Below are 14,328 nucleotides of genomic sequence, written 5' to 3' on the forward strand. Positions count from 1 at the left end.
CCACACTTCATCCTCCCCGGTTTGATTGACGCCTTTTGAAAAACGAAATGACACCCTGCCATGAAAACTCTCTATCGCCCAGTATGCCGTGTCTGAAAAACAGAACTGATATCATCAGTATGATGGAGAAAATCAACATCCTCATGCCAGAGATACCAGGTATCGTTATCCCGAAAATTTTCATCGGTGTTTCCACAATCCTGAGCCACTCCATCAAAACGGCGATCAGAACGCCAGAAATCACCGTCCCGGTTATGCTGCCAAGCCCTCCCAGGAGAACTATCAAGACAATCTGAAAAGTGAGCATTATGTTGAATGCGTTCGGATCGATCGTCATCACAAGGCTACCCAGCAGGCCACCTGCAATACCTGCGAAAAATGCACCCACGACAAAAGCAAGAGTCTTGTGGTAAAACAGATCAACACCCATTGCTTCGGCCGCTTCTTCGTTGTCTCTGATCGCTTTCAGCGCCCTACCATAGCTGGAATCAATCAGCCTCTTTATGAAAAACACGGTGAACACAGCCCATCCCCAGCTCCACCACAAATTCGTGTACGTTGGCAAACCTTTAAGCCCTAAAGGTCCGTTTGTCACACTCTGCAAATTGTTGAAAAGAACCCTAATTATCTCAGAAAAACCATAGGTAACTATCGCGAGATAATCACCTTTCACCCTCATACAGGGAGCACCAACGAGAAAACCCGCACCAGCGGCAAGCAATCCCCCAATTAGCAACGCCGGGAAAAACGGAATTTGAATTCGATTCAGCGGCCATATCAGCGGTTTTATGAAAAAGTTCATTGCCTTGAGCTCGGGCGACATATAAAGTAAAGCAGACGCGTAAGCACCTATTGCCATAAATCCAGCGTGACCAAGGGAAAATTGCCCTGTGAATCCATTTATCAAGTTAAGACTGACACCGAGAATCACATATATCGCCGCCACGTTCATGATTCGAATTATGTACGCATCGAAATTCTTCTGTGCATAGCTGATGAAAGCGAAAAACACAACAAGTGCGATCAACGTCAGCCAGAACGAAGGTTGCTTGTACACACTCATTCCCCCTAAGTTTCACCAAACAGACCAGTTGGTTTAAAGAGTAAAACGAAGACCAACATAATAAAAATGAAAGCATCTCGGTATCCTGCCAGATCGGGAAGAAACGCAACAAGCAAGATTGAAATCATGCCAATCAAGAAACCCCCGACCATGGCTCCTTTGATGCTCCCAATACCGCCTATTATGGCCGCAGTAAAAGCGCGCCACCCGGGGAAAACTCCCATGAATGGCCATATCTGTGGATAGCGTAGCGCCCAGAATATGGCACTGATGGCCGCAAGGCTTGAACCAACTGCAAAGGTAAAGGTTATCGTCCTGTCTACATTAATTCCCATCAACCTTGCTGTGTCAAAGTCGTACGCAAGAGCTCTCATCGCGAGTCCCATTTTTGTTTTATAAACCAAGTAACTCAAGAAAAAAAGGGCTCCTATCGACACAACGATGGTGATTATCGTTACAAGCTGGATTCTGACTCCCCACACATTCAGAGTTCTGTTCAACACCGGTGGCTGATAGAAAGGTTTTTGCCTGCCACCGAAAACCACGATTGCGAAATTCTCAAGCAAGAAAGACATTCCTATGGCTGAGCAGAGGGAAGAGATTCTCGGTGCATTTCTCAGTGGCTTATAAGCAACCTTTTCAATTGAAATTCCGAGGAGTGCTGTAAGAAATATTGCAAAAAGAAACGACAACCACCACGGAAACGAAAAGAGAACTATCCCGTAATAAACAAAGAACGCCGCCATCATGAATATATCACCGTGAGCAAAGTTGACTAATTTCACAACACCATAGACAAGCGTGTACCCAATTGCAACAAGCCCAAAAACGAATCCAAGTGCTACTCCGTTTGCCAAGTGCTGCAGAAACAAGGTCAAGTTCATCAAGACACCTCCAGAAAAAACGCGCAGGCACGAAGCCTGCGCGTCACTCATTCACTCGGTCTGACCGTTGTCACATACACGAACTTCCCATCCTTGACAACCCTTATAACTGCATCCTTAATCGCATCTCCGTTTTGATCGAGTGTTATATAGCCTGTTGCGCCCTCGAAATTCTTCGTAGCGGCGAGTGCATCTCTTATTGCTTTCGGGTCAGCTGATCCTGCTCTTCTAATCGCGTCAACAACAAGCATGTAGGCGTCATATCCCAGTGCGGCAAAGGCACTTGGATCCTTGCCGTACTTTGCTCTGAATGCCTTGATAAACTCTGCAGCTCTGGGGGTTGTCGTAGCCTCGGTATCAAAGTGTGTACTGAAATAAGAACCTTCAACTGCTTTGCCACCTACTTCGAGGAACTCTGGAGCTTCCCATGTGTCACCACCCAAAAAGATCTGTTTCATTCCAAGTTCACGTGCCTGTTTTATGATCAGGGCAGCCTCACCGTATGCAGCAGCAGGTATAAAGATCACATCAGGATTTTTGCTGTTTGCGAACGTCAACTGCGCCGTGAAATCTTGATCACCTGTCTGGTAGGAGATAACCCCTAAAACAGATTTCTTATTGTTGGTGAGTTTCTTGAAAGCCTCCTGGAAATAGTGTGACAGACCAACCGAATAGTCTGAAGCGATGTCTTGAATTACGACAGCGGTCTTCGCTCCAAGTTCTTCAACGGCAAACTGCGCCATGACCGTACCCTGGAACGGGTCTATAAAACAAACTCTGAAAGCATACGGCTTGCCAAGAGTCACAAGTGGGTTCGTTGGGGAACATCCAACCATCGGCACCCCAAGTTTGTTCGCAACCTCACTGCCAGGTATAGCCACAGCACTTCCGTAACTACCTATGATTGCCACCGCTTTGTGATACTCGATCAACCTCGCCACGGCATTAGCAGCTTCTACCTTGTCACTCTTGTTGTCCACAAGCACGAGTTCAATCGGTCTGCCAAGAACTTCTTTCACTTGCTCGTGAGCCAGATAAATGCCTTCCATGGTCATCTGTCCGCCTGCAGCGTACGGACCGGTCATCGGTTCGTAAACGCCTATCACGATGGGCTCTGCTGCGATAACTAAAGTTGCGAGCAACAACAGAGACATTACCCACTTCATAACAACACCCCCTCGCGTGATAAAAAATCGTGCGTTTGTCACCAACTGTTACTCACATTTGAATTATAACATAAACATTTGAAAAAATGCAAATCAAGCACACTGTATGGGCGAACGTTAGATGAAGGCAAAGGTCAGTGGATGATCATCACCCTGTCAGCTCTCGTTTGTACCCACGCTTCATCCCAGGTTGTTGAGTACAGGCGCATTCACCATCGCGCCCGGTGCTCCTCTGCCCAGCCGAGCGCCCCGTCCACAATGTAGAGATTGTGTTCAGCATCCCTCACGAACCCTTTGAACCTACCTATCATCTGGTGCACACTCGATGCAACGATTAAGAGGTTACTCTTCGCTATCCTTTCAAAGAAGGGGTGAAACTCCAGTTCTACCTGATCGCTCGATTTTGTGTATATGTGCCAAGGTTTGAACAAATCTTTTCTGTCATAGTCGAACGAAACGTCACTGTCTATCTTGATAAGTTTCCCATCCACGAAGACCGCATTCTCGTTTGCACCCGTTCCATCTGTCCAACCGGCACCCAGGTTCACACCGATGATGTGATTCTCGAGCGCGGTTGAAAAACTGGCCCAGTTCCAGAAAGTCCTGTATTTCCAAACTCCTCTACCAAAGTCGAAAGTGGCGAAGGAATCATTCACGTTGAACTCGTAAGTTCTGTTACCGACCAGCAGAGTACCCTCACAGGGAAGCCCCACACATTTGGTGGTCAACTGAAACCTTCTCCAAGACCATGGCACAACAACTGTCAGAGATTCTTGAGAGGAGAAATAAACCTTGATTTGCGCGTCCACCCGTCCAAGGCTTGTGTGTGGAATTGAAACACTTATGAGAACTTTCTCGTGAACCACCTCAAACCTTACACTCATCTTTTTCGAGTGGAAAGAAACACTCTCGTGAAACGTCTCGGACAGATCGCAACCGGCACCAAAGGGTGTAATTACAGTCTCTTCGAAGAAGTCTTTACTTTCCAGATCGAGAAAGTAGACAAACACCATGCCGACGTAATCTATGTTCGAGATCGTCGCTGAGAAGAGACAATCTTGATTCATCACGGCCCAGTAGTTCCATTTCTTTTTCCTGAGAAAATGGTCTCTCAAGTTCGCCCGGATCAACGGTTTCCTACTCCAACCAAGTGCGTTTGGATTGAGTCTCCCCCAGCCGACGCAAAGATCAACGCTTTGAGTTATTTCATTGCTCGACGATTCCATTCATATCACCCCTGTTCATAAAACGGCGCAGTAGACTTTGGGCAGTCCTCGTGGCTGCGATACCACCAAGACCCGTTTCCCTCAGTTCCTCCGGCAGGGATCCTCCCACCTTCGCCATGGCCTCCACAACCTCGTCGAACGGTATGACACTCTTTATACCCGACAAAGCCATCTCAGCAGCCGATACGGCGACAGCGACGGCCGTTGCGTTTCGTTTGACGCACGGCACCTCCACGAATCCTCCAACTGGATCACACACCAGACCCATCAAAGATTTCAAACAGATCGCAGCCGCATGAGAAGACTTCTCTCCGTCACGAGTGAGAGCGTAGACCATCATTCCACTCGCCATGGCTGCCGCCGTGCCTATTTCTGCTTGACAACCAGACTTGGCACCCGATACGGAGGCTACTCTGGCGACAACATCGCCTATGGCTCCAGCCACTATTAATCCCTCAATGAGCCTTTCCTCTTCTATGTGGGTTACCTTGCTGAGTGCGTACACAACACCGTGCATCACACCACAAGAGCCAGCCGTTGGGCATGCGACAATTCTCTTCATCGAGGCGTTAGCTTCCGAGACTGACAGCGCTGCCACCATCGCCGCGTGTATGAACTCACCAACGAATTTCGGCTCATGTTTCGAAAGTAAACGTGCGTTGTTTCCACAGAGTCCGACCAACGCCCGCTGACGCTTACCGTAATTGGACTCCACGATCTCCAACATGGTGTGCAAAAGAAATCGAACCTTGGCCCTTGTTTCGAAAGGATCTGATCCATCTTCCAACATCTGTTGGATTAAGATGACTTCATGGAGAGGTTGATTGGCTCTGCACGACAGTTCGAGAAGCTCAGAGAACTTCACTTCTACCAGCTCCCCAAAAACTGGTCCTTTGGCACGAAGTAACATTCAAGAACTACATCCAGCTTTCGGAGTTTCTCAACGTCGTAGTTCGATCCATCCAATTCAATGATAGTCACAGCCTTCTGCTGGAGTAAGTTTACCCTTCTTAAATACAGGTTCGCTATGTTGACATCAATACAGTTCAAGATCTTCATGAGTGCCTTCGGCTCGTCTCGGTTGACGACGATCAAGGTATCGTACTTCCAATCGAGCTCGCACTCAACCTCGTCCACCTTCGTTATCTTTATGGCCCCACCGCCGATGGAACAACCCTCTATCTCGTGCCATTCATCGGTGAAGAACCTCACCCGTACGGTGTTTGGATGAACATCGCCCAGATCAGCAGATTCGAACGTGAACTTCAATCCATTCTGACGAGCGAGGTTGTATGATTTGGAGATTTTCTCATCGTCGTAGCTCAGATCTAAAATGCCAGCCAGCAGGGCCTTTTTGGTACCATGACCTTCACACGTTCTGGTAAACGATCCATGAAGAACAAAAACGACTTTTCTCGGCATCGTCGCCGCAAATCTTCGTGCGAATCTGGCGATTCTCATAGCCCCAAGCGTGTGGGAACTCGAAGGACCAACCATAACAGGTCCAAGTATGTCGAGTAATCCCAGAAGGATCACCTCAATAGAAGAGTTTGACGAGGAGTCTCAAATGTTCTTCGACTGCCCTCACGTTCAGCATCGTTTCACTGTAAGGTACTTCCGTTACGGTCAAGCCTCTCATGCCAACGGCGTGATACACTTTTGCCGCTTTGATCATCTCAACGGCCCTGGTCGCCATGAGCGTGGCTATGAGACGATCCATGGAGACAGGACTTCCTCCACGTTGTAAATAACCGAGGTTCGTGTACCTCCACTCCACGCCGAACTCTCGAAAACTCCTTTCGATGAACGTACCTATCGCCTGAGCGGCTGGAGTCTGTGGCGAGAGATCCAGGCTTTTGTAGAAGTCATCGGGCAGTTTAACTCCACTCTCCACCACTATGATGGAGAACCTCTTGTGTCCTTCATAACGCATCCTGATTTTCTTGAGAAGATCCATGGGATCGAAAGCTTCTGCACTCGAAACGACGTAGTCCGCACCTCCAGTGAGCCCTCCAACGGTCGCAATCCAACCTCCAGGTCTTCCCATAGTTTCAACGATCATAACCCTGTGATGAGACTCGGCAGTGGAATGTAAGACATCGAGCGCGTTCTTGACGTTTTCGACGGCCGTAAAGAAGCCTATCGAAAAATCGCTGAACGCAAGATCGTTGTCTATCGTTGCAGGAACAAGTACCGAGGCCACATTGTTCTTCGCCAGATTCAGCGCCGCCCTGGCGCCCAGTCTACCACCCAGTATGAGCAAAGAAGTGATCGAGTACTGCTCCACTTTTCTCTGAACCGTTTTGATCGATTCTTCATCCTCCGGAATCAGAAGTGAGGTTCCAAGGATCGTCCCACCCCGGTGCAGAATGCCTGAAACGTTCGCCTTCGACAGCACGTCGAGTTCATCCTTCATGAGCCCTTCGAACCCATCCTTCACCCCAAGCACTTCGATATCAACCTCTGAGGATTTCACCACCACCGCCCTAATGGCCGCGTTCAAGCCGGGACAATCGTTACCAACACAGAGAATCGCTATTCTCTTCATTCGTTCCTACCTCCTCATCGTAGCAATCACGACGGACGTGACCGCCATGAGCTTTATCAAGATGTTTATCGAAGGACCCGCGGTGTCCTTGAAAGGATCGCCCACCGTGTCTCCAACGACGGTCGCTTTGTGTGTTACAGAACCTTTCCCTCCGAAGTGACCTTCTTCGACGTACTTCTTCGCGTTGTCCCAAGCGCCTCCAGAATTGGACATAAATATCGCAATCATCACACCACACGTTGTGGCACCGATCAAAAGTCCTGCGACCGCTACGGCGCCCAAACTGAGGTACGTCAAGACTGGCGAACCTACAGCCAGCAAACTCGGAATTACCATTCTTTTGAGTGCACCCCGCGTAGCTATCTGAACACATCTCGCATAATCAGGCAGACTCTCACCCGATATGATACCTGGAATTTCCCTTATTTGTCTTCTGATCTCCTCGACCATCTCGTCTGCGGCATAACCAACAGCCTTCATGGTGAGGGCACTGAAGAAGAACGGAAGCATCGCACCGATCAAAGCACCAACAAAGAGGGCCGGCTGTCTGATGTCGAAACTCTCTAAGTGCGAAACGCTTGCGAAGTTGGCAAAGAGTGCTAAGCTCGTCATCGCTGCGGAAGCTATCGCGAAACCCTTTCCCATCGCTGCCGTGGTGTTACCAACCGCATCGAGCTGATCGGTGATCATTCTCACGTCTTCTCCGAGCCCCGCCATCTGAGCTATGCCTCCCGCGTTGTCGGCAATGGGACCGTAAGCGTCTATGGAGAGACTCATGCCCAAGGTTGCGAGCATGCCAACGGCAGAGAGTGCCACACCGTATAGACCGAGCAAACGGTGGCAGAACACGACTCCGAGTGCGATCATGAGAGTGACCACCAAGGTCGATTCCATACCGAGCGCCAAGCCGTTGATGAGAAAGTTCGCCGGACCCATGAGTGCTGATTTTGCAAGCCTTTCAACACGGGCACCGGACGTGTAAAACTCCGTGAGCAGTCCTATCGCGATGCCTATGATTACTCCCGTGAGCACGACAAGGAACTCGACAAAACTTTTTTGAAAGAGAGAATAGAAAAGCAAAGACGCAACAAGCGCACTGCTGGCTAAGATCGTACCCATTCTCAGTGTGGACGCAGCGTCTTTGGATTTGTCACTGAGAAACCTCGTCACGGCGACAGCAAACATCGAAGCCAGAAGGCCTACAGAAACTGTGAAAAGAGCAAAGCTTGACTTGCGTTCATCGTTGAGGGCGAAGGCCAGAGCGAGCGCGGAGAATATCGAACCAACGTAGGATTCGAACAAGTCCGCACCCATACCAGCCACGTCTCCCACGTTGTCTCCCACGTTATCTGCGATCACCGCAGGATTTCTTGGATCATCTTCAGGGAGGTTCGCTTCCGTCTTTCCAACGATGTCGGCACCGACGTCCGCCGCTTTGGTGAATATTCCTCCACCAACACGGGCAAAGAGCGCCACGAAGGATGCTCCCAGAGAATAGTAGCTCACTTTGGACGCATCCTTGGTCAAGGTATAGACAAAGACCAAGCCGAGCAGACCCAAAGACGAAACGGTCAGGCCCATGACGGCTCCACCACTGAAAGCTATTTTCAACGCCTTTCCCAGGCCATACCTCGCCGCCCAGCTCGTACGTGCGTTCGCTTTCGTAGCTATCGTCATACCAAAGAAGCCACTGAGCGTTGAGAGAAGTGCACCGACAAGGAAAGCACCCGCGATGTTCCAACCCAAGAGGAATCCGAGCACCAAAGAGAGAGCGACCACGATGGGGAGGAACACCTGATACTCGTGCAACAGAAAAGATCTGGCACCTCTTTGGATGATCTCCGATAGTTGTATCGTCTTCTCGTTACCGGGACTGCTGTCAAGAATCTTCATGGACAAAAGCAAAACATAGGATATCCCCAGAACCGAAGTAACGAGTACGAACAACAAAGTATCACACCTCCTCGTCTGGCATTTCCTGATAGTTATATCATAGCCGACTTCAACCGATCGAATCAAGGAGGTGTGTGAGAAGATTTCCCGCAACAGGTATCAACTCATCTGGGGGTAAAAACTTCGAAGAGTGTAAACCCTCCACACGTGATCCGTGTCTAACACCGAACCAGAACATCAGACTCGGGAAATGTTTGGAGAAGTAACCAAAGTCTTCAGCGGTGAGCTTTCTTTCACATTCGATGAACTCAAAACCGTTGCGCTGAGAGACGACTCTCAAAACGTCCAACAACTTCTCATCGACCTTTACCTCTGGATATTCCGCGCCGGGTATGACGGAAACTTTCAGCTCGGTTTCTTCTTCGACTTTCTTCGCAATCTCCTGAAGTGCGACGAGGATATCTTGAACACCCTTGGAATCGCTCGCCCTCACAGTTCCTTCGATGAGAGCCTCGCCGGCCACCGTGTTCCTGACATGACCCGCGAGGATCCTGCCGAACCAAACCAAATCTTCTTTCCAATCTCTCCCATAGATTTGATTCAGAAACGCCACACACCCACGCAGTGCGTCCTTACCCAGCTGGTGGTTCGCCACATGGGCCGAACGTCCCAACACGCGCACGTTCACTTCACATGAAGCACTGAAGAGCGATCCGGATCTACTTGCGACGATACCCATCGGATATTCATCCGCCACGTGCATCGCTATGGCAGCTTTGACCTCACAATCCCAGCGCAAAATGTGTTCAACGATCGTTTTTGCTCCCGCGCCACTCTCTTCTGCTGGTTGAAAAACGAACAAGAAATTTCCCTTTCGCTTTTCCTGGACTATCCTTCTCATTGCCCAGCAGGCTGCGGCTATGTGAAAATCGTGACCACAAGCGTGCATGTTTTCGTTCTTTGAACGGAAGGGATAGTCCGTTTCTTCAGGAATGGGCAACGCGTCCAGCTCGGCCCTCAGAACAACGAAAGGTTCGTCTTTGTTTCTACCCACCAAAACCAACACACCCGTACCGACTGTGACGATGTTATTCAACCCGAGGCCATGAGCGAACTCTATTATTAACTTCTGTGTGTTGTGTTCCTCGAACGCCAACTCAGGATTTTGGTGAATCAACCTTCTCAACATGATTTCGTCCATACGCTTCCTTCAGGCTCCTTTCGAACAAATCCACCATCTCCTCGATTCCTTCAAAACTGATGTTGAGGGCTGGAAGGAATCTCACAACGTTGTTAGAAACTATGTTCAACAGGAGTCCATTTTCGAACGCAGCCTCTTTCAGCAACTTCGCATCCACATCCACTTCGACTCCGATCATCAGGCCGAGCCCCTTGATCTTGACCCGTGCCGAATCCATCCGCGACAATCTCTCTCTGAAGAACACACCTTTTCTGGCAACCAGTTCGATGAATTCTTCTGTGAGCTTTCTCAGAACAACCCTTGCTCCTGCCAGTGCCACCGGGTTCGGTGCGAACGTCGAACCATGTTCCGAATGGCCAAACACGTCAGCGATGTCATCGAGAAAGATCGCCGCACCGAGTGGTAAGCCTCCACCCAGCGCCTTTGCCACGGTCACGATGTCAGGCTGCAATCCAAAGTGTTGATAAGAAAAGAACTTTCCCGTTCTACCGAGTCCCGCTTGGACCTCGTCGGCCACCAAGAGGAACCCGAAGCTTTGTTTTGCCTCCATTATGAGTTTGGAAAGTTCATGACTCAACACGTTTAAACCACCGCTGCCGTGAACGCACTCAACAAAGACAGCGGCGATCTTCTTGCCATTCTTTTTGACAAACTCTTCAAAAGCTCGAACATCGTTGTAAGGCAGGAAAACGACGTCTGGAAGGAGGGGTTCAAAAGGTTTTTTCAGCTTTTCAAAGCCGGTCAAAGACAATGTGGCAACGGTTCTGCCGTGAAAGTTCTTTTCAAAGGACACGATCAAACCCTTTCGTAACTTCTTGATGGCCTTCAATGCTGCTTCGTTGGCCTCGGCACCGGAATTCGCAAAGAACACTTTCCCGTTTCTACCAGTTCGTCGAATCAGTTCTTCAGACACGATCTCTGCGTCCTCATCGAGGAAGAAATTCGAAATGTGCGTGTAGCGTTCCATCTTTTCGATCATGGCTTTCTTTATGTCTTCATCGTTGTGTCCAAAAGCGAGGACGCCTATCCCTGAGAAAGAATCGAGATAACGCTTTCCATCTTTGGAGTAAATGTACAACCCCTTGGCACGTTCGATTTGAATGGGGAAAGGATCATAAACACGACAAATATGACTCATCATGATCACCCGAGCAGCGTGTTCAGATGTCTCAGAGCTTCGACAATCTTGGTCTTCTCCTTCGTTTTCTCATCGACCTTTTTGACGAATCGCGCTGGAACACCTGCAACGACGGTGTAAGGCTCCACATCGTTTATCACCACAGCTCCCGCCGCCACAACCGCTCCTCTGCCGATCCTCACGCCTTCGAGGACCACCGCGTTCGCACCGATGATCACATCGTCCTCAACGATTACAGGCGTCGCACTCGGAGGTTCCAACACACCCGCAATCACTGCCCCTGCACCCACATGACAGTTCCTTCCGACTATGGCTCTCGCACCAATGACCGCGTTCATGTCGATCATGGTCCTCTCACCGATCACGGCACCGACGTTGATGACCGCACCCATCATGATGACTGCACCGTCACCGATCTTCACCATGTCCCTGATGATCGCACCGGGTTCTATCCTCGCATTGTACTTTGTTAGGTCGGCCAACGGTAAAGCAGAGTTTCGCGCTGAAACTTGCACATAAAAGTCTTCGATCTGATCGCGATGGTTCTCGATCAGCTTTTTGAAATCTTCGTAGTCTGCCACGACGATACCGAAATCTCTGTTTCCGAAAAAGCGGACCGCAGAGAAGTCGACCTCGTCCAGCCTGCCTTTCACGAAGGCCAACACAGATGTTCGCTTCTTGGACTTGCTGATCAGCTCGATCAACTGTTCCGTGCTCTGAAAATCCATGCTCTCCGTACTGGTACTGTCCAGAATTTCACCCTGCATGCTCTCACCCCTCCTAAAAAAACCGGGCTACCTTTTCGGTAGCCCGGTGATCTTTTTCTCCGATCGGTGTGCTACAATGAGTGCACACCGCCACAGATCACCGGGCGGTTGCACTTCTTCTCCTTCTTTTCCACTTTCGCTTCACATTTGAGGCTTCTCACAAACAATTTCGTGCCCACGACTGATCTACTCCCTCTTGCTTTGAATTCTAATATCATCAAAAGCCCATAATCTGAACAGACAGGAAAGACTCTCTGACGAAAATGTTACGCCACCGTGCGATCCGAGCGACGTTTATAATCTTCAAGAGGAGGTGTCAGGAATGGCGGAGCGTCTCGCAATCTTGGTTGGAGGAGGTCCCGCTCCCGGGATCAACAGCGTCATAAACGCTGCGACGATCGAGGCTATCAACAATGGTCTTGAGGTTATAGGAATCTACGACGGATTCGAGCACCTCATGAGAGGCAGAACAGACATGATAAGACCGCTCGGCATCGCGGATGTCTCAAGAATCCACACCGAAGGTGGTTCAATCCTGAGAACTTCGCGAGCGAATCCCACGAAGAACAAAGAGGACGTGGAAAAAGTTGTCGAAGCTTTGAAGAAACTTCACGTCAAATACCTCGTGACCATAGGTGGAGATGATACCGCCTCTTCCGCTTCTGCTGTTTCAAAGGCAGCTGGTGATTCGATTCGTGTGGCCCACGTGCCGAAAACGATAGACAACGACTTGCCTCTTCCAGGTGGCATGCCCACATTCGGATACGAAACCGCCCGTCACGTCGGGGCAGAATTGGTTTACAACCTTTTACAGGACTCGAGAACCACGAACAGATGGTACTTCGTCGTCGTCATGGGAAGGAAGGCTGGACACCTCGCACTCGGTATAGGCAAGGCAGCGAGCGCGACCATCACGATCATTGCGGAAGAGTTCCGTAAGGACAAGGTGAGTTTGGCCGAGGTGTGCGATGTGCTCGAGGCAGCCATCATAAAGCGCAGGGCTCTCGGCAGAAACGATGGACTTGCAGTGATCGCCGAAGGCATAGGTGAAATAATGGATGAGAACGAGCTCGCCAGCATACCTGGTGTGATCGTTGAAAAAGATCCGCACGGTCACATCCGACTGGGTGAGATACCGCTCGCGACCATACTGAAGAGAGAGATACAAAGACGTTTCGCGGAGCGCGGAGAGAAGATGACCATCGTCGACGTGACGCTCGGCTACGAGTTGAGATGCGCAAGACCCGTTCCTTTCGACATCGATTACACGAGAACCTTAGGCTACGGTGCTGTGCAGTTCCTGCTCGGAAAAATCGCCCCCGGCATGAAGGATGGCATGGTCTGTGTAGACCAGGGCAAAATAACGATTCTGCCTTTCGAGGAATTCACCGATCCCAAGACAGGGCGGAGCAAGGTGCGTCTGGTCGATCTGAACTCCGAACACTACAAGGTCGCAAAGAGTTACATGATAAGACTCAATAAAAAAGATCTGGAAGATCCTACGATGCTCGCAAAACTCGCAAATGCGGCGAAGATGACCCCGCAACAGTTTTTAGAGAAATTCTCGAAGGTGGCAGACTGAACCCCGGCACCGTGCCGGGGTTTGCTCATTTCTTACTCTTCTTTTCTTCCTTCTTTGGAGCTCCTTTCTTCCCTTCTTTCTTCTGACCGCAACCCATTCTTTCCCCCCTTTCCGGAGTCAATCCACAGTAAACTTCACCCCAATATCCCTTCACTCGAACAACCATTCCTGCAAACTCTTCTTTCCATCTTTTGAAATGAGCTCAACAGGTTTGTACCTTATACCGACACTCGTGCAAGCTCCATCGAACAGATCATCATCGCCGACCATGAGACAGTCTTTCGGTTCTACAGAAATGGTTCTACATATCTCGAGAAAATACCTTGGATCAGGTTTACAGAAGTGAGAGTTCTCCATGAACGTCGCATGGTTGAAATCTGACAAACTGAGACCGATCCATCTCAAACGCTTCTCCGTGGCGTTCCTTGGAAAGATTGGATTCGTCGCCAGAACTACCAGCAGTCCAGATTCCTTGGCTCTTCTCAACAATTCTATGACCTTGTTGTTAGGCTTAACCAACTTACGAAGCTTATCAAATTCTTCACTGGCATAGAAACTCTCAAACACGCCTTTCCAGTCAAACTTGCTGAACCTGTCCGAGAAACATTTCAGGAACCTGTCGTAGTTGTTGATCGCACCGTCCGCGCATCTGGTTATATGGGCAATGCAGTCGAGTATGTTGAAATGATCTAAAGCCATTTTGTACCGTTCTACCATGAAGACGTTGAGCAAAAAGAAGTATTCCTCCGCGAACCGTTCCTCATTCACAAGCGCGAGTGTGCCATCGTAATCGAACATCAACGCTTTCATTCACATCACCTCACTCATCTCTCGCCCCCTCTTGTGATCCTTTTGACCGG

General features: G+C 49.6%; 13 protein-coding genes. 1 reads left to right on the plus strand and 12 read right to left on the minus strand.

Going from position 1 to position 14,328, the window contains the following annotated elements; all coding sequences use genetic code 11:
- Nucleotides 1-7 precede the first annotated feature (7 nt).
- From AJ81_RS03225 to dapD, 11 genes are all read right to left on the minus strand, one after another.
- On the minus strand, nucleotides 8-1,063 hold the full coding sequence (locus AJ81_RS03225) for a branched-chain amino acid ABC transporter permease (protein ID WP_031504022.1): 1,056 nt from the start codon (nucleotides 1,061-1,063) through the stop codon (nucleotides 8-10).
- A 5-nt stretch (nucleotides 1,064-1,068) separates the two neighbouring features.
- A complete protein-coding gene (locus tag AJ81_RS03230; protein ID WP_031504024.1) occupies nucleotides 1,069-1,947 on the minus strand; it encodes a branched-chain amino acid ABC transporter permease in 879 nt (292 codons plus the stop codon).
- Between the two features lie 47 nt (nucleotides 1,948-1,994).
- Nucleotides 1,995-3,113 (minus strand): ABC transporter substrate-binding protein, encoded by a 1,119-nt coding sequence (locus AJ81_RS03235; RefSeq protein WP_031504025.1) that lies wholly within the window; start codon nucleotides 3,111-3,113, stop codon nucleotides 1,995-1,997.
- 209 nt (nucleotides 3,114-3,322) lie between these two features.
- Nucleotides 3,323-4,339, minus strand: coding sequence for a DUF2804 domain-containing protein (locus AJ81_RS03240; protein ID WP_031504027.1), 1,017 nt, complete (start codon nucleotides 4,337-4,339; stop codon nucleotides 3,323-3,325).
- Nucleotides 4,320-5,204: an L-serine ammonia-lyase, iron-sulfur-dependent, subunit alpha gene (gene sdaAA, locus AJ81_RS03245; RefSeq protein WP_031504029.1), complete on the minus strand. Its 885-nt coding sequence runs from the start codon at nucleotides 5,202-5,204 to the stop codon at nucleotides 4,320-4,322. Before sdaAA ends, AJ81_RS03240 begins: the two co-directional genes overlap by 20 nt.
- Nucleotides 5,205-5,206: 2 nt before the next feature.
- The gene (gene sdaAB / locus AJ81_RS03250; RefSeq protein ID WP_306452427.1) at nucleotides 5,207-5,875 is read right to left on the minus strand and encodes an L-serine ammonia-lyase, iron-sulfur-dependent subunit beta; all 669 of its coding nucleotides are present in this window, start codon (nucleotides 5,873-5,875) and stop codon (nucleotides 5,207-5,209) included.
- A 1-nt stretch (nucleotide 5,876) separates the two neighbouring features.
- Nucleotides 5,877-6,887: a 6-phosphofructokinase gene (locus tag AJ81_RS03255; RefSeq protein WP_031504033.1), complete on the minus strand. Its 1,011-nt coding sequence runs from the start codon at nucleotides 6,885-6,887 to the stop codon at nucleotides 5,877-5,879.
- 6 nt (nucleotides 6,888-6,893) lie between these two features.
- Nucleotides 6,894-8,837, minus strand: a complete 1,944-nt coding sequence (locus AJ81_RS03260; RefSeq protein WP_031504035.1) for a sodium-translocating pyrophosphatase — start codon at nucleotides 8,835-8,837, stop codon at nucleotides 6,894-6,896.
- Nucleotides 8,838-8,889: 52 nt separating this feature from the next.
- Entirely contained in the window at nucleotides 8,890-9,981 is a 1,092-nt protein-coding gene (locus tag AJ81_RS03265) for an amidohydrolase (RefSeq protein WP_031504036.1), read from the minus strand.
- Entirely contained in the window at nucleotides 9,938-11,119 is a 1,182-nt protein-coding gene (locus AJ81_RS03270) for an aspartate aminotransferase family protein (protein WP_031504038.1), read from the minus strand. The genes AJ81_RS03265 and AJ81_RS03270 overlap by 44 nt, the downstream gene beginning before the upstream one ends.
- Before the next feature lie 5 nt (nucleotides 11,120-11,124).
- Entirely contained in the window at nucleotides 11,125-11,847 is a 723-nt protein-coding gene (dapD, locus tag AJ81_RS03275; RefSeq protein WP_031504040.1) for a 2,3,4,5-tetrahydropyridine-2,6-dicarboxylate N-acetyltransferase, read from the minus strand.
- A 361-nt stretch (nucleotides 11,848-12,208) separates the two neighbouring features.
- Between dapD and pfp the strand changes: the two genes are divergently transcribed.
- Nucleotides 12,209-13,468 (plus strand): diphosphate--fructose-6-phosphate 1-phosphotransferase, encoded by a 1,260-nt coding sequence (gene pfp / locus AJ81_RS03280; protein ID WP_031504041.1) that lies wholly within the window; start codon nucleotides 12,209-12,211, stop codon nucleotides 13,466-13,468.
- A gap of 150 nt (nucleotides 13,469-13,618) precedes the next feature.
- Here the strand turns inward: pfp and AJ81_RS03285 are convergent, their stop codons facing one another.
- Nucleotides 13,619-14,278 (minus strand): HAD family hydrolase, encoded by a 660-nt coding sequence (locus AJ81_RS03285; RefSeq protein ID WP_051368798.1) that lies wholly within the window; start codon nucleotides 14,276-14,278, stop codon nucleotides 13,619-13,621.
- Nucleotides 14,279-14,328 lie beyond the last annotated feature (50 nt).

The sequence above is a fragment of the Pseudothermotoga hypogea DSM 11164 = NBRC 106472 genome, assembly GCF_000816145.1.
Classification (GTDB): domain Bacteria; phylum Thermotogota; class Thermotogae; order Thermotogales; family DSM-5069; genus Pseudothermotoga_A; species Pseudothermotoga_A hypogea.

Excerpts from the sequence above, each read along its gene's own strand:
- AJ81_RS03285 (WP_051368798.1), bottom strand. The coding sequence starts at position 14,278 with ATGAAAGCGTTGATGTTCGATTACGATGGCACACTCGCGCTTGTGAAT.
- AJ81_RS03230 (WP_031504024.1), bottom strand. The coding sequence starts at position 1,947 with ATGAACTTGACCTTGTTTCTGCAGCACTTGGCAAACGGAGTAGCACTT.
- AJ81_RS03265 (WP_031504036.1), bottom strand. The coding sequence starts at position 9,981 with ATGGACGAAATCATGTTGAGAAGGTTGATTCACCAAAATCCTGAGTTG.
- AJ81_RS03235 (WP_031504025.1), bottom strand. The coding sequence starts at position 3,113 with ATGAAGTGGGTAATGTCTCTGTTGTTGCTCGCAACTTTAGTTATCGCA.
- AJ81_RS03225 (WP_031504022.1), bottom strand. The coding sequence starts at position 1,063 with ATGAGTGTGTACAAGCAACCTTCGTTCTGGCTGACGTTGATCGCACTT.
- AJ81_RS03255 (WP_031504033.1), bottom strand. The coding sequence starts at position 6,887 with ATGAAGAGAATAGCGATTCTCTGTGTTGGTAACGATTGTCCCGGCTTG.
- pfp (WP_031504041.1), top strand. The coding sequence starts at position 12,209 with ATGGCGGAGCGTCTCGCAATCTTGGTTGGAGGAGGTCCCGCTCCCGGG.
- AJ81_RS03270 (WP_031504038.1), bottom strand. The coding sequence starts at position 11,119 with ATGAGTCATATTTGTCGTGTTTATGATCCTTTCCCCATTCAAATCGAA.
- dapD (WP_031504040.1), bottom strand. The coding sequence starts at position 11,847 with ATGGATTTTCAGAGCACGGAACAGTTGATCGAGCTGATCAGCAAGTCC.
- AJ81_RS03240 (WP_031504027.1), bottom strand. The coding sequence starts at position 4,339 with ATGGAATCGTCGAGCAATGAAATAACTCAAAGCGTTGATCTTTGCGTC.